The sequence below is a fragment of the Veillonella parvula genome, from assembly GCF_032472435.1.
In the GTDB taxonomy this organism is placed as follows: Bacteria; Bacillota; Negativicutes; order Veillonellales; family Veillonellaceae; genus Veillonella; species Veillonella parvula_N.
Genome location: NZ_JAWEGM010000003.1, coordinates 1 through 17,365, shown reverse-complemented (window position 1 = coordinate 17,365; position 17,365 = coordinate 1). Strand labels below are relative to the sequence as shown.

The window sequence follows — 17,365 nt, the reverse complement described above, 5'->3', positions numbered from 1 at the left end:
AACGTAAATAACGATAAATGTTGGGAAGAGTGTATTATTAATTCCTTCTGTTTGCGGGTGTTGTTATAAAGGTATATAGTATAGATATGCGGTGTATTTTATCGCATATCTATTTTTCTTTATAAGGAGGACGCTATGCAACACGTTCAAACCCGCAGTACTACGTCTGCGTTAGTACTCACAGCCGTATTGATTGCCCTCGCAACATTGTTTACCATGTACACGAAAATTCCAGTACCTGGCATTCGCGGTTATTTCAATGTAGGAGATGTCGTTATTATGACGTCAGCTCTATTATTAGGTCGAAAATATGGCGCCTATATTGGTGCTATCGGCCCGGCGCTAGCTGATTTATTTCTCGGCTATGTAGTCTTTGTACCCATCACCTTCGTGGTGAAAGGACTTGAAGGCTATCTTGTCGGTACTGTCTATAAGAATAAGACAACTACCTCTGCCTTAGCGGCAACTATCCTAGGTGGTATTATCATCGTAGCAGGCTACTTTATCGCTGAATACTTTGTATTCGACCCAGGCGTAGCCATTGCTAGTATATTGACGAACGCCATTCAAGCCGTTATGAGTGTCATTATTAGCATGATACTCTATGCGATATTGCGTAAACGACTTGGATAGTAAATTGACAGTCTTTAGAATTCAGACTATACTATAAGTACAAAAGAGCCAGTTAACGTGTTCTAGGCGTTAGGCTCATCAAACAAATTGGAATTTGATAAACCTAACGTGTCTAAGTATTGCCGTACTTAGTCTTAAACGTTAGGTTTATCTTATTTTATAATCAATATATTGATTATTTCTTAAGAATTAACACTACGAGGGTAGCGAATAAAATCATTAATGATAATGCTTCGTATACAGTCATAATGTCACCTCCCTCAAAAGACGGAGATGAACCTAACTCACGTTAATGGCTCTTTCGTTATTAGTATATAGCAGAAATTATTGATTGAAAAACACGGATTAATTTCGTACAACTTGTACACGAATAAAAGGGAGACTCTATCAAGAGTCTCCCTTTGTTAGTTATAAATAGACTAATATTTATTAATAGATTTTTTATTGCATAGAACATAAGTTCGGTTTATAATGAACGTAAGATAGTCGAACGAGGTTGGGACACCCTTTTTCTTTGAAGGGGGTGAAAGCCTATGAATGCTTATGAAGTCATTATGATTGTCCTCGGGATCTTAACTGTCGTTATTTCCTTTGGAGCATTGATAGTGCTGATTTGTCGTAATAACGACAAATAGCCCTTCGTTACCAACTGGTAGCTGAAAACGAAAGGCCATTTTTGCATGCTTTATAATGTTTTGGGATGAGCCTGGCGGAACCACTCGTCGACTATCTCTTTATTACATTATAATGAGATTGGCGTATATCGTCAATCTGGAGTCAATGGTCATCATATTAATATAGAGCCCGGTTTCCAAGGTATGATATAATACTTTCATTATGTAATAAACAAAGGAGATTTAAATGGCAAATTTACCTAACTGCCCTAAGTGTGGCGATGAGTACACATACGAAGACGGTCATATGTTTATCTGCCCTATGTGTGGCAACGAATGGACAGCGGCCGATGCACAAGCTGCAGCTGAAGCGGGGATTATTCGCGATGCTAACGGCAATGAGCTCGCTGATGGCGATACAGTGGTTGTTGTAAAAGACCTCAAAGTAAAAGGCGCGGGTGTATTGAAACAAGGTACGCGCGTAAAAAATATTCGCCTCATCACCGATGCGAGCGATGGTCACGATATCGATTGTAAAATTGATGGCTTCGGTGCGATGGCATTGAAATCCGAAATGGTTAAGAAAATCTAATCTAAGAAATCCCTACCGATAAAAATTCGGTAGGGATTTTTTCGTGGTATAATCAACTTATAATGCATATAGTATGAGAGTATTTAGATGAGAGGAAACTATGTTTAACCGTGTTATATTGTTGGCTTTATTAGTGTCTGCGATGAGCCCTATTAGTTCTATAGCTGCAGATATAAAGCCTGCGGACAAGCGTAATTATGAATTGCAACAACAGATTTCTTATAATGTGATCATTCCACCAGAGGCTTTTGAAACGAGTGCAGATGGAACATTAATCGTTCCTATAGAGATTAAGACGGATGATAAGGGTAATATTGTAGCTGTTGAAGCAGGTCCTAATAATTGGAAACTAGATCGTGAAGCGTACCCTATCTTTGAGGAGGCTGCTAAAGAAGCGGCTTGGAATACTAAACATGTTGATACTGATGAAGCGCTTGTTGTAACGATTCCCGTTAGTATTGTCATGCTACCTGATACTAATTCTAAGAAACGATAAAGGAGGGCTTATGGAAACTACGAAAGATTTAGAGAAATATACTTATGATCTTCTCGCTGAGCGTGGTGTCACATTAGATGACATTGCAGAGCTTGTTTTTTACGTACAAAAACCGTATATGCCGAATTTAAAACTAGAAGAGTGTCGCACAAGTGTGGCTTCTGTACTATCTAAACGGGAGGTGCATAATGCGATTATTACGGGCATAGAGCTTGATAAGTTAACGGAGCAAAATAAACTATCTCAGCCATTGCAATGCATTGTTGCTAATGATGAAAGCCTGTATGGGATTGATGAAATTTTAGCCTTTTCCATCGTTAATTTGTATGGATCAATTGGCTTTACAAACTATGGCTATTTAGACAAGGTAAAACCAGGTATCATCAAGAAACTAGATAGTGAAGAGGGCGGGCATTGTAATACATTCCTCGATGATTTAGTAGGTGCTGTAGCGGCAGCAGCAGCAGGAAAACTGGCACATAATGAACCAAATCGCGTGCAACATGCTATAGCAGAAGAATAGAAGTTCGTCATATATCTACTTATCGATAAAGTATGAGATGGGCTTCGATGACTCATTGATAACACTTTGACAAGAATTTGATGACACTTTCACAACAACTTGATAACAATGTATAGAGTTGCTAGATACTATTGATGTTATAAAGAATAAAGAGTATAAATAATATTGATTGGAAATAAGTACTTTGTTTTGTAGCCTATATACAGGAGGAGCTATGCAAAAGGTTCTAGTAGTAATCGATATGCAAAATGATTTTGTAGATGGTGCCCTTGGTTCATCGCAAGCACAGTTAATCGTAGATAATGTGCGTAAGAAAATTGAAAGTTTTGATGGCCCTATTATCTTTACGCGTGACACGCATGATAGAGATTACTTGGAACACCAAGAAGGAAAGCTTTTACCAGTGCCACATTGCGTTAAAAATACCGAGGGCTGGCATATTGTGGATGGCTTGATTGAGGCTGCAGAAGGTCGATCAATTATGAGTCCTGTGTCCTTTGTAGATAAACCAAACTTTGCCTCTTTTGAGCTGCTCACTCGGTTAGAGGGTATGGATAAAGTAAATCCTATTGAGTCTATTACGCTCATCGGATTATGTACAGATATTTGCGTTGTGTCCAATGCGATTATGCTGAAAGCAGGTTTGCCAGAGATTCCGATTCACATCGATTCGAGCTGTTGTGCTGGTGTAACAGAGGAGTCCCATCAAGCGGCACTAACAACTATGAAAATGTGTCAGTGCATTGTCGAATAATTTGTATATATTGGTATATGTTTTTATGTAGAACTATGTGTTATTGCTGAGTAAAAGTCACATAACAATCAACTAATGAAAGGCTGTGGGAGTTCCCATGGCCTTTTTATGTTAGCCTTTTATATTGACGTTTTTCTATATAATGTGTACAATTAGATAAAGAATGATAATTCATATCAATTTATTGGCTGAAAAGGATATCTTAACTTCTGGTTGAAGTTAGGATAATACGTTTCTTCTTGAAGTATATATGCTATGCTAGTAGATTGATTCTATACTACCGATGCAGGTGCATCGAATCGCTTTCACAAGAACGATGATACGAAATAATTAGCATTGTTCTATGCCCTAATTATAAGGAGGACTACTATGAAACCTTTCGAACTCGCACCTTTACCGTATGCTTATGATTACCTAGAGCCTGTTATCGACGCTGAAACAATGAAATTGCATCATGACAAGCATCACCAAGCGTATGTTAATAATCTGAACGCCGCTATCGCGAAATATCCGGATCTTGCGTATGGTTGTGTAGACTGCATTCTCGGCGATATTGCTAATGTGCCCGAAGATATCCGTCAAGCTGTTATCAATAATGGTGGCGGTCACAAGAACCACACCATGTTCTGGGAAATTATGACAAAACCAGATACTTCTAAATTGCAAGGCCCTTTGAAAGAGGCTATTGACGATGAACTTGGTGGTTACGATGCGTTTGTTGAAAGCTTCTCTACTGCGGCAGCTACACGCTTTGGCTCTGGTTGGGCTTGGCTTGTAGTTAACAAAGATGGCAAGTTAGAAGTGACATCCTCTGCAAACCAAGATAATCCTATATTGGAAGGTAAAACAGCAATTCTATGCTTAGACGTTTGGGAACATGCATACTACTTGCACTACCAAAACCGTCGCCCAGACTATATCAAGGAATTCTTCCGCGTTATTAACTGGGACAAAGTTTCTGAAAACTACGAAAAAGCATTGAAACCACATCATGATTAAGGGGTATACTTGCTAGAAACAGAAACAGAAACAGAAACAGAAACAGGCATAATAATATAATATAATGTAACGTAAATACCGGATAGTTGGTCTACATGATCGATTATCCGGTGTTTTATTACTGTTATTTCATCTTATAAATAACTTTCAAAAGTATAGCCACGGATACAGATTTTCTAATCGATATCGTTTATCATAGAACCATAGGTCATTATATATAGACCTTTCACAGTAAATCGATAGCCTTGTATACGAGATTTTTACGTATAGGGGCTCATTAATATCAGTAAGTATATTATAAAGATTTTGACACGAGGGGAACAAAATGGAAAAGAAATTAGATTTATCCAAATCTGTATATGATTTGGTAAAAGAATATCCTGAAGTAACAGATATTATGAAGGAATTAGGATTCAGCGAAATCACAAATAAGGTGATGTTGAATTCTGTTGGCAAAATCATGACTATCCCAAAAGGGGCTAAGATGAAAGGTGTATCCATGATTGATATCGTGGGTGCTTTTATGAAAGCTGGTTTTACCTTAGAAGGTGACATGCCAAACTTATCGGGTGATGATGCGGAATCTGCGGGTCATCATGGCGTGGCACCTACTGAAGCGGCTACAAAGTCTAATGTTACGGATGCATCTGCTAAGGTAGCTTCTAGTACAGTTGCAGCAAATGCAGTAGAAACAAATGCAGCAGCATCTACTACAGCGAAAGCTAATACGGAAGAAAATTCCGAAGCTAAGGCTGAAGATACTGTTCAAGATAGCGAACGTGTAGAGCAACTTAAAGGATTCCTGAAACGGTTAGGTACGGGCGAAGAGCTTGGTGCTGTTCGTGAAGATTTTGCTAGTCAATTCGCCCATGTTGAGGCTAGTGAAATTATGAAAGCTGAGCAAGGTCTCATGCGTGAAGGTACACCGTTAGCTGAGGTGCAACAATTATGTGACCTTCACTCCGCCTTGTTCCACGGTTCTACCATTCATGAACAAATGGAGTCAGAACATGCTAAGGTTGAGGCTGTGTTAGAGGCTCAAGAAAAGAGCAAAAGTGTGGTGTCCTTGATTGAAACTGTAGGACATCCACTCCATCAATTAACAGAAGAAAACAAGGCTCTTGATGCGTTAATTGAATCCATTCGACCTAAGGTGGCAGATAAAACGGCAACCGTTGATGATGTAAATGCAGTGCGTCAAGTATCTGTTCACTATGCTAAGAAGGGTGACCTTTTGTATCCGCATTTGAAAGTAGCCTATGATATTTCTGGTCCATCTATGGTTATGTGGACTGTTGATGGTGATATTCGGGACCAACTAGGTGATTTAGCTAAGTCTAGCCAAAGTGTAGATGATTGGTATAGACGTTTTGATGAGCTTCTTACACGTGCTCAAGAAATGATTTATAAAGAACAAAATATTTTGTTCCCAATCTGCGCAGAAAACTTCAGCACTGAAGAGTGGTACCAAATCTACAAAGATACAGCGCAATATGAAGAGATTTTTGGAGTAAAACGCACTGCTTGGCCAGAGGCTGAAACCGCATTAGCAACACAAACAACAAAAGCAAGTGGCGATGATAATACCATTGCTCTAATCGGTGGTACCTTGACTGTGGATCAATTGAATGCCATGCTTAATACAATGCCAATGGAAGTCACCTTCGTTGATCACGAAGACATTAACCGTTACTTCAACGATGGTGAAAAGGTCTTTAAACGCCCTACGACAGCTATCGGTCGCGATGTGTATTCCTGCCATCCGCCAAAGGTAGAACCAATCGTACGTGGTATCATTGATTCCTTCCGTAAAGGTGATCGCGATAATGTAGCAGTATGGCTTGAAAAACAAGGTCGTCCGTTCTATGTCAATTACATGGCTGTTCGTGATCAAAACAATAACTATATTGGTACATTGGAACTCGTACAAGACATGCAATTTGCAAAAGATCATTTCGCTAGAACTAAATAAGACCCTATATATGTGGTAACCTGAATAGGTAACATATATGAGACATATATAGAAAAGTAAGACATGTATAGAAAAGAGGCTGCTCTACACGATTTGATGGTAGAGCAGCCTTTTTGCATACCTTATAGTTTACCGCACATACATCCCTGTATGTACTAAGGTTGTGTAGGGGATAGTATGATTAAATACAATTATTATGCTTAATATGGCTGATATATTAAATATTTCTAATAATGCTGTGGGTAGCGCTTTTTATATTTTCTAGGCTTGTAGCTAAGTTAAGACGTACAAAGGTTGCGTAGCTTTCACCTCCGAACCATTCGCCAAAGCTTGGTGCGAGGCGGCATTTGTTTTCGAATAGGTCGTGCATATCTTCGGGCTTTACATAGGCACTAAAGTCAATCCACGCTAAATAGGTGCCATCCATAGGGCTGATGCGGATTTTTGGTAATGCCGTACAAAGCTCTCGGCATAGATATTCATAGTTTTCACGAACCATGGCCAGTACATCTGTTAACCATGCTTCGGCCTCTGGGTGAGTGTAGGCTGCTGTGATGGCAGTTTCGGCAATAACGTCTGAGTCCGTATGGTATACATGAGCTTTATAGGCGTTGAATTGGCTTCGTAGCTTTTCGTTAGGAATGATAACCTCTGCGTGGTGCAAGCTAGCCATATTGAATGACTTGGACAAGGAGGACATGGCAATCATGTTATCTGCATAGGCTCCGTTCTTTACGGTTAAGGCTGATGTAAAGGCTGTTGGTCCTGTGATGAGATCTTGATGGATTTCATCACTTATGATGAGCACATTATGCTGTTGGCAGATACTAAATAATCGGTCCATCTCCTCTTCCGTCCACACATGCCCCACAGGATTGTGTGGGTTGCAGTGAATGAACAGCTTCACATCATGTTCGGTGATAGCCTTTTCAAATGCATCGTAATCCACGGTGTAGCGATTATCTTTGTTACGCATCATGGGAACAGCGATGATTTGACGTTGTGCATCGCTGGCGCTCGTATCAAAGGCGCCGTATACAGGACTTAGAACGGCGATGGAATCGTTTGGTTTTGTGAAAGCCCCAATACACCACATAATACCAGTAATTACATTGGGGGCGCTTGTAAGCCATTCTTCTTGAAGCTTACAATGGTGACGGCGTTTATACCAGCTTATAACAGCCTCTATATAATTTGGATTTATCATAGTATAACCTAACGGATTGGCTTTCACATAGTTACAGATGGCATTTTGGATGCACTGAGGCGGCATAAAGTCCATATCTGCAACCCATAATGGTAATAGGTCGGTGCGACTGAATTTTAAGTGCTGACCGTCCCATTTTCGGGAATGAGAACCGTGGCGGTCTATATAGTATTTGCTAGTGAATTCTGCTGTGTTCATAAGAAACCTCATATAAGGATATACCTTGGCTTTTATGTCTTTAATTCTTATATGTATGTATATATCCAATTGCGAAATAGATATTTCTATTCCGTAAGGTGTATCTCTAATTCTTATTACTGTATCTATTATCAGTATACATGCATCCTATTATATGTAAATGGACTTGTATAAAATCTATGCAATCCTTGCATGAATAGGGGCTATATTCGTATACAAAAGGTGTTATATTTGCTTGACGGCTGGGACTTTCACAATTTAGAATATACTATAGAATAGTGTGAGTTTGACCAGTGACCACACGTCTATCGAATGGTTACAAAAGATAAATGTTAGCAGCATGTGACGGCGTCCCTATGTGAGAGGGCTCATCGGAATGCTTAGGTGCATGCAACGCTGTAAGTATAGTATACTGGATCCTTGTTAGGAGGCATGTGCCATGAGTAACGAATTAAAACCACTACATTTTGATGCGGATTATACGATGGAGGAAGCGCTCGCGGAGGCGAAACGTTGTCTAAATTGTCCAAAACCTTTATGCCGAATGGGCTGTCCTATTGAAAACGAAATACCTCGTTTCATCCAAGCTATCGCACGTGGTAATTTTGGTGAAGCTAATGATATCTTGGCGGAACGAACAAATTTACCGTCTATCTGCGGTCGCGTATGCCCACGAGAAAATCAATGCGAAGGCAACTGTATTATGAATAAGGCGAAAAAACCGCCTATTAACATCGGTAAATTAGAACGCTTTGCTGCTGACTTTGAAAGTATCAATGAACTTCGCAAACCTAAGAAGATTAAACAAGATCTTGGTAAGGTAGCGGTAGTAGGGTCTGGTCCTGCAGGTTTGTCCGTAGCAGGTGATGTGGCTAAACTCGGTTATGAAGTAACTGTCTTTGAAGGTCAATCTGAACCAGGGGGCGTACTCTTATTTGGTATTCCGGAATTCCGCTTGTCTAAAGCCGTTGTACGTCGTGAAATCGCTCGCCTTGAAGGGTTAGGCGTTAAGTTCGTATGCAATACATTTATCGGCCAAGATAAAACTTTGGACGATCTCTTTGCTGAAGGATATGATTCTATCTTCATCGGTACTGGTACGCATATTCCTCAAGACGTGCGCATGGAAAACGATGAAGTACCTGGTGTATTCCAAGCAATGTACTTGTTGACGAATGTACAATTGGTAGAAAATGGGGAACTTGATGAAAATCAAATTCCTGTTAAAAAAGGTGACCGTGTTATCATCATCGGCGGTGGTAACGTAGCGATGGATGCAGCTCGTACATGCGTACGTTTAGGCTGCGAAGCGGTAACAGTAGCATATCGTCGTAGCCAAGAACAAATGCCAGCCTTGTTGTCTGAATACGAAGAAGCCCGTGCTGAAGGCGTTCAATTCCAATGGTTCGCTTCTCCAGTAGGCGTAGAAGGTACAGATAAGGTTGAAGGCTTCAAATATGAAGTGATGGCGCTTAATGAAGATGGTGCAGGTATCCACGGTACTGGTAACTTCCAAGTCATGCCTGTTGATAAAATCATTATCGCCGCAGGTCATAAACCAAATGCTCGTCTTGTAGGTGAAGGTAATAACTTAAAAGTAGATGAAAAAGGTTATATTATTACATCTGAAGATCCATATGGTATGACTAGTCGCGAAGGCGTATTTGCAGGTGGTGACGTTGTTCATAAACCTGCTACCGTAGTATTGGCTATGCGTGAAGCTAAAAAAGCCGTTGATGGTATGGTTAAATACATGGAAATCAAAAAAGCACAAGAAAGCGCAAATCAATAATTTTATATAAATACATAGAAAGGACTATACAGTTCAGCTGTATAGTCCTTTTGTATTGTTAATAGACTTATTATTTCTAAATGTATTTTAACAATATTGCGTATTTACTATATATCGCATTTACTATATATCGCATTTACTTTATATCGTATAGTCTTCTTGTATTATAAATAAAACTAGGTAATTTTATAAATCAAGTGTATGCATAATGTATGAATACTGTAAAAGAATTGCAATATATAGATAATACCTGTATTTTTGATTTACTATCTGTATTTTTAATGATAATAACTTTTATATATACTAAAATTCCACGAAATGATGAAATCCTACGCAATGAAATCTGCATAGAACAAAAGCCTTAATTAAAATGATTTACACATTAGTTTTTGTTAAGGCTTTTGTGTTATCGCTTTTCAACCACTACTAGGAAATGATTGAGCCCAGATTTATAGTAAAGGCATAAATATGTGTTGAGGGAGAAAGTAGATAGAGGTTGGCATGAATCCTATCGTATGTTGTCAAGATCTACAAGTTCGACAAGAAGTTCACAAGCTTGGTGTATTGATTTTACTTTGGCGCAGACAATTGGGAATGACTCAATATCAATTGGCAGATAAATCTGGTTTAGCCCAATCTTATATTAGTGACCTTGAAAGTGGTGCCGTAGATCCTCGGTGGTCCACAATTTACAGAGTCGTGTATGGACTTGGAGAAATGAATATACAAGATTTTTTGAATGGGCCGCAAACAATTAGAAGCCTAAAGATTCATTGATGATGATGACTTCCATGGTTTGCATATTGCGCATCTTTTTATAGTAAATGGTTAATGCATTACATATGCGGTCGGGAGAACCACAGTCATAGCATTTCTCTTCTAATGTGGCACATGGATTGAGACAGCTCTTTTTATTCTTTTTGCTGTTGAGCGGAGCGGCCACATTGCGTGCACGATAGATGGCGGAAGCTAAATCCGGCGTGATTTTGTTGATGCCTAGCACAAAAAATACCTCTTGAGAGCCAAAGAGTGAGGCGGCAACACGATTACCCGTACCATCAATATTGACCATTTCCCCCGTTTGAGCAAGAGCATTTACAGAGGTGAGAAATACATCACGCCCCATGGTGCGCAATGCGGTGTCGCGGAAGCTTTCACCAGGAAGGGGACGTTGAATATCCGTTACATCTTCGTTGACTTCGGATAGGGCTTTATAAGCGTTGAGTTTTAGTAACGTGCGAGAGTCCCCGATGGCTACGCGTTTGTTTTGAATACGATCTTTTAAATAGGAAATAGCTTCAGTACCTGTTTCGAAATAATGGACTACAAAATTATTGCGTTCCAAGGCTTTAATTGTTTTCTCTATGTCTATAGGTGTATCATTGTATTTTGGATGTATAACAGCGTTGATCGTTGCCTCTGTATTCGCCATAAGACCTCCTAAATGGGTGTATAAGGAATATAAATTGGCATTTGGCTATCCGTATTTTGTTTCTATTATTGTAGCGTATTATGTGTAAAGAGTTCAATTATTGGTATGTAGTTCATAGATAAACATTAATTGAAGTGCTGTATGTTAAAATTTAAAGTAAAACTTTAGGAATCTAATCCAATTTTATGATTAAAATAATAAAAATTTGGAATGAAATCCAACTTTATGATAAAATTAATATAAAGTTGGAATGGAATCCAAATTTATTAGGTAAGTGATATGATATCTGATATTACTAATACATGGGTTCCATCTATGAGAAGGTACATAGATGAGGAGGCCCTTATGAAGTTAATTCAGCGCCAAGGATATCTAGATTTTTTACGGCGTAATCGAGAGCGGCCTATTATTAAGGTCGTTTCAGGCATACGCCGTTGTGGTAAATCTACATTGTTTAGGCTGTTTAAAGATGAGTTATTGGCAGATAATGTGAAGCCTGAACAGATTATTTCCATTAATTTTGAAGAATTGGAATACGATCATTTGCGAGATTACCATGCGTTGTATCAATATATTTTAGAACGTATACAGCCTAATGAAACGAATTACATTTTTCTTGATGAAATTCAGCATGTAGATCAATTTCATCGTGTCGTAGATAGCTTGTTTGTAAAAGAGAACACAGATTTATATATTACGGGCTCCAATGCATACTTTATGTCTTCTGATATCGCCACATTGTTGACTGGACGATATGTGGAAATTCAGATGTTTCCATTGTCCTTCAGTGAGTTTTACCATAGCAAGTATGAGGGTAATCAGTATTCTTTGATTCCTGCCTATGAGGCCTATCTTCGTGAAAGTTCCTTCCCTTATACTCAGCAATTAGGGGGCGAAGACTTTGATATTCAAGAATATTTACGTGGATTATATAATACTTTGTTATTGCATGATGTTGTGGCTCGATTGAAAATTAATGATGTCACAATTTTACAAGATATAGTGCGGTATATTATGGCGAATGTTGGTAGTTTACTTTCACCAAATAAAATAGCCAACTCTCTCGTTAGTGCAGGTCGAAAAATCGATAATAAAACTGTAGAACGGTATTTACAAGGATTACAGGATAGCTTGTTGTTATATAAGGTAAATCGCTATGACGTACGAGGTAAAGAATTACTACGTATCAATGCAAAGTATTATAGTGTTGATGTAACATTACGAAATTTGCTAGTTGGGAATACGAGCCGTGATACAGGTCATATTCTAGAAAATATCGTTTTTCTAGAGCTCATTAGACGAGGATACACCGTATATGTAGGGCAACTTGCTAAGGGTGAAATAGATTTTGTAGCACAAAAAGGGGGAATTACCGAATATTATCAAGTTAGTGAGACCGTACTTGACTCTAATACTTTGAGCCGAGAACTAGCACCGCTTGAGGCGGTACAAGACCAATACTCTAAGTTTTTGCTCACCTTAGATGAACTAAATAAAAATGCCAACTACGACGGAATTCAACAACGAAATGTTTTAGAATGGTTGTTAGAGAGTCGTTAACTTGCTATAATAATAGTATTGATATGGCGTAAAGCCAATGTTAAGGAGGCAAAAATCGTGGATTTAATTCAAAAATTAAAAGACCAAGTAAAACCATTAGGTAAAAAAATCGTGTTGCCAGAATACAAAGATGAACGCGTATTGAAAGCAACTGAAATTATTTTGAAAGAAGGTTTCGTAACACCTGTACTCGTTGGCAACCCTGCTGAAATCGCTGAAGCTGCTAAAGCTGTTGGTGTATCCATCGAAGGTGCTGAAATCATCGATCCTGCTAACTACGATCGTTACCAAGAAATGGTTGATACATTCGTAGAATTGCGCGCTAAAAAAGGCATGACTCCTGAAAAAGCTGACGCAACTATGAAAGGCGATTGCTTGTTCTTCGGCGCTATGCTTGTTCGCCTTGGCGCAGTAGATGGCATGGTTGCTGGTTCCGCTTGCCCAACTGCAAACGTATTGCGCGCTGCATTGCAAGTTGTAGGTACTAAACCAGGTCTTAAAACTGTATCTTCTTCCATGTTCATGTTCACAAGCAAAAAAGAATATGGCGACGACGGTATGCTTGTATTCTCTGACTGCGGCGTATTGCCTAATCCAACTAGCGAACAATTGGCTGATATTGCAGAATCCACTGTAGAAAAAGCTCGCAAAGTTGTTGGCATGGCTGACCCTCGCGTATCCATGTTGTCCTTCTCCACAAAAGGCTCCGCTTCCACTCCAGAAGTAGATAAAGTGGTTGAAGCTGTTAACATCTTGAAAGAACGCAAGGTTGATTTCAAATTCGATGGCGAATTGCAATTAGACGCTTCCATCGTTCCTTCCGTAGCAGAAAAGAAAGCTCCTGGCTCCAATGTAGCTGGTAAAGCTAACATCTTGATCTTCCCTGATCTTCAAGCTGCTAACATTGGTTACAAATTGGTACAACGCTTCTCCGGCGCTGACGCTCTTGGCCCATTGATTCAAGGCTTGGCTAAACCAGTCCATGACCTTTCCCGTGGCTGCTCTGCTCAAGACGTTGTAGACGTTGCTGCTATCGCTGCTGTTGAAAGCATTTAATATCTGCCTAAACAATTATATATATACACATATGTTGTATATGTTTTGATATGCTGAAAGCTGGCTCTATAGGGCCAGCTTTTTGTATGTTCAACATATATCCATATATTTTTATATTCATCACGCTATGTTATTTCTTACAGCGTTACCATTATTGTCATGTTACTTTCAAATTCGTAGCCACTGCGACAGACAGAATCCATGGTTGGCCGTATAGTATAACTATAAGAAAATAGATCGGCGTAAACCATTGGAGGTGTATCTTATGAGTTTTGGGACTATTAATAAATCCATGACCGTAGCTGATGCGGTTAAAGTAAATCCAGAGTTAATGGATGTATTAGCAAAAGATGGAATTGATTTTTGCTGTGGTGGTGGACATCCTTTAGCTGAGGCTATTGCAGAAAAAGGTAAAGATGTGGATGCATACATTGCTATGCTAAATGATGTACAAGTTGCTCAGAAATCTTCTCGTGCAGAGGTGCTTAGCTATTCTAAAGACCAATTGATTGATTACATTGTTCATACCTATCATAGAGAACAATTAAATATGATTGATGAAATTGACCAAGAGTTGGCAAAACTGTTAAATGTACATTATGACCATCATGGTGAGGAATTGACAAAGATTTATCAAATCTTTTTGCAACTTAAATCCGCTCTTGTACCTCATTTCCGGCATGAAGAGCATGTAGACTTCCCTGAGTTTAAAGCGGGTAAACCCGTAGACTTTGAAGAACTTCGTGCTGAACACGAAGCTGCAGGTGTACTTTTGGAATCCTTAAGTGCATTGACCAACCAGTACACAGCACCAGCAGATGGCTGTGCTACTTATGTGTATGTATTTAAGACCATGAAAGCCTTAGAAGAAGGCCTGCATGAACATATTTTCTTAGAAAATTCTGTTTTGTTTGACATGAAATAGATTATAATATCATCTGTATAATGACAAGGAGCTATTGCAAAATGGCTCCTTGTATGTAGTAAAGACACCAATTGAATGGTTGGTGTCTTTTGTTATCTTGAGAATCATGAGTTTGTAGCTATAGTATGGGGGAAATACATCATTTGCATAAATTCATATAGAAGGTGTATGATTAAGTTAACTATATTTGATTAATATCTTTAATCAATATATTGAGTAAATGCACTTGATATATACAGGTGTAGGTATGTTTGAAGTCGTGAAAAGGAGAGGGCTATGATTTCTGTATTCGACACAAATCCTGTTGTTTTTGAAAGTACGGATCGTATATTAACGGTTAGTTACAATGGTGTACTCTGTAAAGATTCGAATGGACAAGTTATAACTGACATTGATTTTGATGATGTAAATGAGCTTCATCTTACAAGATATTTAAATTCAAATAGTAACTATTCGATTATATTTAGAGACCATAATTGGAAAAATATAGAAGGTCAAGATTTAGATACTGACCGTACAGATTATAATACTGGTCATAATATTCGTGAAACTAAAGCAATCATTGCTGCCTTTGCTCGCCATAAATTGACAGCGGACTTCCCTGCAAATTTAGACACTCTTCAATTACCACTAGATTACTCCTACATGGGTAAACGAGAAATTACCATTAAAAACGGTGTTATCTCGAATGGTAAGGTAGATATTCCTATTAATGAAATTCGTCGCGTAGTGTGTGCATCTAATGGTACAATTAGTAAACTATTAGTATATAAAGAAGAAAAACCTAGTTCTTTCTTTAAAAAGATTTTCGACAAATGTGATATGAAAATTACGTTGAATGCCATTACGTTGCCTTTGTTGGAAGCTATCGTAACGCGCAATACAGGTCATGGTATCGATTTCACTCGTGGTAATGGCTTTGATCAAAAAGATTCCAATTATATTATCATTCGCTATCTTGATTCTGGATTCTTCCTTGAAAAAGATGGTACAGCAACAACAGAATGGCAAAAAACTGCGGCGGAAACAACGGCAAAATTTAATTATGATGTGAAAACATTATTAGTGTAATAAAGATTTTTAATTTAAATTAGGAGATTCCATGTCTGTATATCATTTTTTCCTGCCTACTAAGTCTGGTGAATTACAATCCTTACAAACTTATGAAGGTAAGGTTCTTATCATTGTTAACACGGCAAGCAAATGTGGATTTACTCACCAATATGAGGGTCTAGAGGCTCTTTATAAGCAATATAAAGAGCAAGGATTAGAAATTATTGCTGTTCCTTCCAATCAATTTGGAGAGGAAGAACCTGGTTCTAATAACGAAATCCAATCTTTCTGCAAATTGAATTACGGTGTCACTTTTACAGTTATGGGGAAAGCAGATGTACGCGATGAAAGTGCATTAGACCTTTTTAAATACATGATACGAGAACAACCGTTCCAAGGCTTCCCACCTAGTGATAAAACTGAAATGCTTACAAATTATCTCAATGGCATCGATCCTAATTATCTAAGAGATGATGAGGTAAAGTGGAACTTCACTAAGTTTGTTATAGATCGTAAAGGTAATGTGGTAGGGCGCTTCGAGCCTGTTGTAAAACCGATGGAAATGGAAGCTTTCATCAAAGAACTGCTATAATTTAATAGGCATGATTTGCAATTCTTATAATTATTAGCTCCTATAATTCTTGTTATAGAAAATAAACCTGATTGAACTGCACCCCAAAAATTGGACACAATTTTTGGAGGTGCAGTTTTTTATGTCAAAATACTCAAAAGAAGTTAAAGAAAAAGTCATTAGCCTTTTTGAAAAAGAATTAAGTCCCTTTAGAATTGCTAAGGAGCTTGCAATTCCTGAAAGTACTGTAAAAAATTGGCTACACAAGTTTAACCTTAGTCATAATTTGACCCATAAAATTGGTAAACAAGTATTTTCAGCAGATTTTAAATGTAAAGTTCTTGAAACTAGGTGGAAAGATAAGTTATCCTTTAAAGAAACAGCAGCATTATTTAGTTTAGATAATCCTAGCCTAATTGCAGCATGGCAAAAGCGGTATTTAGAGGAATCAGATAAGGAACGTATTAAAGAACTGGAAGCTGAAAATGCTCGATTAAAGTATGAAATATCTTTTTATGACGACTTTATGAAAGAAATGCGTGAAATAGCTAAACCCAATAGAGCTGTAAAAAAAGCACAAACAATTGCCATCGAAAGATTAAGAAACATATATCCTTTTCAGTTTATGCTCAAATACTTTGGTATTAGTCGAAGTACGTATTATGCACGCCTAGCTAGCATAAAGAAGAGAGACAAATATGTTGAAGAACGAGAGGCTATTCATACACTTGTATCGATGAATAAAGGTCGTTACGGATATCGCAGAATCAGAATAGCATTACATAAATTAGGCTTCAATGTGAATCACAAAGTTGTGATGCGTATTATGAAGGAAGAAAACTTAACATGCAAAGTTCGTCTGAAGAAGTACCGTTCATATAGGGGTACCGAAGGAAAAATTGCTCCTAATATTATTAAGCGAAACTTTACTGCAACAAAGCCAGATCAAAAATGGACCACAGATATTACCGAATTCCACTTGTTTGGG

General features: G+C 38.3%; 18 protein-coding genes. 15 read left to right on the top strand and 3 right to left on the bottom strand.

What is annotated here, in order from left to right; genetic code table 11:
* The first annotated feature begins 135 nt into the window (after positions 1-135).
* Positions 136-633 carry an ECF transporter S component gene (locus E7A03_RS05405; protein WP_119563246.1) on the top strand — a complete coding sequence of 166 codons (498 nt, stop codon included), beginning with the start codon at positions 136-138 and terminating at the stop codon, positions 631-633.
* Positions 634-808: 175 nt separating this feature from the next.
* Here the strand turns inward: E7A03_RS05405 and E7A03_RS09930 are convergent, their stop codons facing one another.
* Positions 809-880, bottom strand: coding sequence for a putative holin-like toxin (locus E7A03_RS09930; RefSeq protein ID WP_219565824.1), 72 nt, complete (start codon positions 878-880; stop codon positions 809-811).
* 614 nt (positions 881-1,494) lie between these two features.
* Between E7A03_RS09930 and E7A03_RS05400 the strand changes: the two genes are divergently transcribed.
* From E7A03_RS05400 to E7A03_RS05375, 6 genes are all read left to right on the top strand, one after another.
* Complete coding sequence (locus E7A03_RS05400; RefSeq protein WP_004698208.1) at positions 1,495-1,839, top strand: zinc ribbon domain-containing protein YjdM; 345 nt, start codon at positions 1,495-1,497, stop codon at positions 1,837-1,839.
* Between the two features lie 100 nt (positions 1,840-1,939).
* Positions 1,940-2,335 (top strand): hypothetical protein, encoded by a 396-nt coding sequence (locus E7A03_RS05395; protein ID WP_008602090.1) that lies wholly within the window; start codon positions 1,940-1,942, stop codon positions 2,333-2,335.
* Between the two features lie 10 nt (positions 2,336-2,345).
* A complete protein-coding gene (locus E7A03_RS05390; RefSeq protein ID WP_287509780.1) occupies positions 2,346-2,858 on the top strand; it encodes a phosphatidylglycerophosphatase A family protein in 513 nt (170 codons plus the stop codon).
* A gap of 214 nt (positions 2,859-3,072) precedes the next feature.
* Positions 3,073-3,612: a cysteine hydrolase family protein gene (locus E7A03_RS05385; RefSeq protein WP_024061509.1), complete on the top strand. Its 540-nt coding sequence runs from the start codon at positions 3,073-3,075 to the stop codon at positions 3,610-3,612.
* A gap of 369 nt (positions 3,613-3,981) precedes the next feature.
* Positions 3,982-4,611, top strand: coding sequence for a superoxide dismutase (locus tag E7A03_RS05380; RefSeq protein ID WP_287509778.1), 630 nt, complete (start codon positions 3,982-3,984; stop codon positions 4,609-4,611).
* A 325-nt stretch (positions 4,612-4,936) separates the two neighbouring features.
* Positions 4,937-6,583 carry a DUF438 domain-containing protein gene (locus tag E7A03_RS05375; protein ID WP_316073813.1) on the top strand — a complete coding sequence of 549 codons (1,647 nt, stop codon included), beginning with the start codon at positions 4,937-4,939 and terminating at the stop codon, positions 6,581-6,583.
* Between the two features lie 217 nt (positions 6,584-6,800).
* Here the strand turns inward: E7A03_RS05375 and E7A03_RS05370 are convergent, their stop codons facing one another.
* Positions 6,801-7,988, bottom strand: a complete 1,188-nt coding sequence (locus tag E7A03_RS05370) for a MalY/PatB family protein (RefSeq protein ID WP_287509775.1) — start codon at positions 7,986-7,988, stop codon at positions 6,801-6,803.
* Between the two features lie 439 nt (positions 7,989-8,427).
* Here E7A03_RS05370 and E7A03_RS05365 point away from each other — a divergent pair, with 439 nt between their 5' ends.
* Positions 8,428-9,780, top strand: coding sequence for an NAD(P)-dependent oxidoreductase (locus E7A03_RS05365; protein ID WP_004694624.1), 1,353 nt, complete (start codon positions 8,428-8,430; stop codon positions 9,778-9,780).
* Positions 9,781-10,281: 501 nt separating this feature from the next.
* The gene (locus E7A03_RS05360; RefSeq protein WP_004694625.1) at positions 10,282-10,557 is read left to right on the top strand and encodes a helix-turn-helix domain-containing protein; all 276 of its coding nucleotides are present in this window, start codon (positions 10,282-10,284) and stop codon (positions 10,555-10,557) included.
* On the opposite strand, the gene E7A03_RS05355 is transcribed toward E7A03_RS05360, so the two are convergent.
* Positions 10,535-11,212: a lactate utilization protein gene (locus tag E7A03_RS05355; RefSeq protein ID WP_008602109.1), complete on the bottom strand. Its 678-nt coding sequence runs from the start codon at positions 11,210-11,212 to the stop codon at positions 10,535-10,537. The two genes, E7A03_RS05360 and E7A03_RS05355, sit on opposite strands and share 23 nt — an antisense overlap.
* 345 nt (positions 11,213-11,557) lie before the next feature.
* Here E7A03_RS05355 and E7A03_RS05350 point away from each other — a divergent pair, with 345 nt between their 5' ends.
* From E7A03_RS05350 to E7A03_RS05325, 6 genes are all read left to right on the top strand, one after another.
* Positions 11,558-12,772, top strand: a complete 1,215-nt coding sequence (locus tag E7A03_RS05350; protein WP_287509771.1) for an ATP-binding protein — start codon at positions 11,558-11,560, stop codon at positions 12,770-12,772.
* A gap of 57 nt (positions 12,773-12,829) precedes the next feature.
* Positions 12,830-13,828, top strand: a complete 999-nt coding sequence (gene pta / locus E7A03_RS05345) for a phosphate acetyltransferase (protein ID WP_024061513.1) — start codon at positions 12,830-12,832, stop codon at positions 13,826-13,828.
* A gap of 265 nt (positions 13,829-14,093) precedes the next feature.
* The gene (locus E7A03_RS05340; RefSeq protein WP_039965199.1) at positions 14,094-14,753 is read left to right on the top strand and encodes a DUF542 domain-containing protein; all 660 of its coding nucleotides are present in this window, start codon (positions 14,094-14,096) and stop codon (positions 14,751-14,753) included.
* 276 nt (positions 14,754-15,029) lie between these two features.
* On the top strand, positions 15,030-15,824 hold the full coding sequence (locus E7A03_RS05335; protein WP_008602116.1) for a hypothetical protein: 795 nt from the start codon (positions 15,030-15,032) through the stop codon (positions 15,822-15,824).
* Between the two features lie 31 nt (positions 15,825-15,855).
* A complete protein-coding gene (locus E7A03_RS05330) occupies positions 15,856-16,398 on the top strand; it encodes a glutathione peroxidase (RefSeq protein ID WP_008602117.1) in 543 nt (180 codons plus the stop codon).
* Positions 16,399-16,519: 121 nt separating this feature from the next.
* Positions 16,520-17,365, top strand: an 846-nt coding sequence (locus E7A03_RS05325; protein ID WP_316073812.1) for an IS3 family transposase, incomplete at its 3' end; no start/stop codon positions are given.

What these genes read in the sequence shown, in the direction of transcription:
- E7A03_RS05405 (WP_119563246.1), top strand. Translation starts at nt 136, where the DNA reads ATGCAACACGTTCAAACCCGCAGTACTACGTCTGCGTTAGTACTCACA.
- E7A03_RS05400 (WP_004698208.1), top strand. Translation starts at nt 1,495, where the DNA reads ATGGCAAATTTACCTAACTGCCCTAAGTGTGGCGATGAGTACACATAC.
- E7A03_RS05395 (WP_008602090.1), top strand. Translation starts at nt 1,940, where the DNA reads ATGTTTAACCGTGTTATATTGTTGGCTTTATTAGTGTCTGCGATGAGC.
- E7A03_RS05390 (WP_287509780.1), top strand. Translation starts at nt 2,346, where the DNA reads ATGGAAACTACGAAAGATTTAGAGAAATATACTTATGATCTTCTCGCT.
- E7A03_RS05385 (WP_024061509.1), top strand. Translation starts at nt 3,073, where the DNA reads ATGCAAAAGGTTCTAGTAGTAATCGATATGCAAAATGATTTTGTAGAT.
- E7A03_RS05380 (WP_287509778.1), top strand. Translation starts at nt 3,982, where the DNA reads ATGAAACCTTTCGAACTCGCACCTTTACCGTATGCTTATGATTACCTA.
- E7A03_RS05375 (WP_316073813.1), top strand. Translation starts at nt 4,937, where the DNA reads ATGGAAAAGAAATTAGATTTATCCAAATCTGTATATGATTTGGTAAAA.
- E7A03_RS05370 (WP_287509775.1), bottom strand. Translation starts at nt 7,988, where the DNA reads ATGAACACAGCAGAATTCACTAGCAAATACTATATAGACCGCCACGGT.
- E7A03_RS05365 (WP_004694624.1), top strand. Translation starts at nt 8,428, where the DNA reads ATGAGTAACGAATTAAAACCACTACATTTTGATGCGGATTATACGATG.
- E7A03_RS05360 (WP_004694625.1), top strand. Translation starts at nt 10,282, where the DNA reads ATGAATCCTATCGTATGTTGTCAAGATCTACAAGTTCGACAAGAAGTT.
- E7A03_RS05355 (WP_008602109.1), bottom strand. Translation starts at nt 11,212, where the DNA reads ATGGCGAATACAGAGGCAACGATCAACGCTGTTATACATCCAAAATAC.
- E7A03_RS05350 (WP_287509771.1), top strand. Translation starts at nt 11,558, where the DNA reads ATGAAGTTAATTCAGCGCCAAGGATATCTAGATTTTTTACGGCGTAAT.
- E7A03_RS05340 (WP_039965199.1), top strand. Translation starts at nt 14,094, where the DNA reads ATGAGTTTTGGGACTATTAATAAATCCATGACCGTAGCTGATGCGGTT.
- E7A03_RS05335 (WP_008602116.1), top strand. Translation starts at nt 15,030, where the DNA reads ATGATTTCTGTATTCGACACAAATCCTGTTGTTTTTGAAAGTACGGAT.
- E7A03_RS05330 (WP_008602117.1), top strand. Translation starts at nt 15,856, where the DNA reads ATGTCTGTATATCATTTTTTCCTGCCTACTAAGTCTGGTGAATTACAA.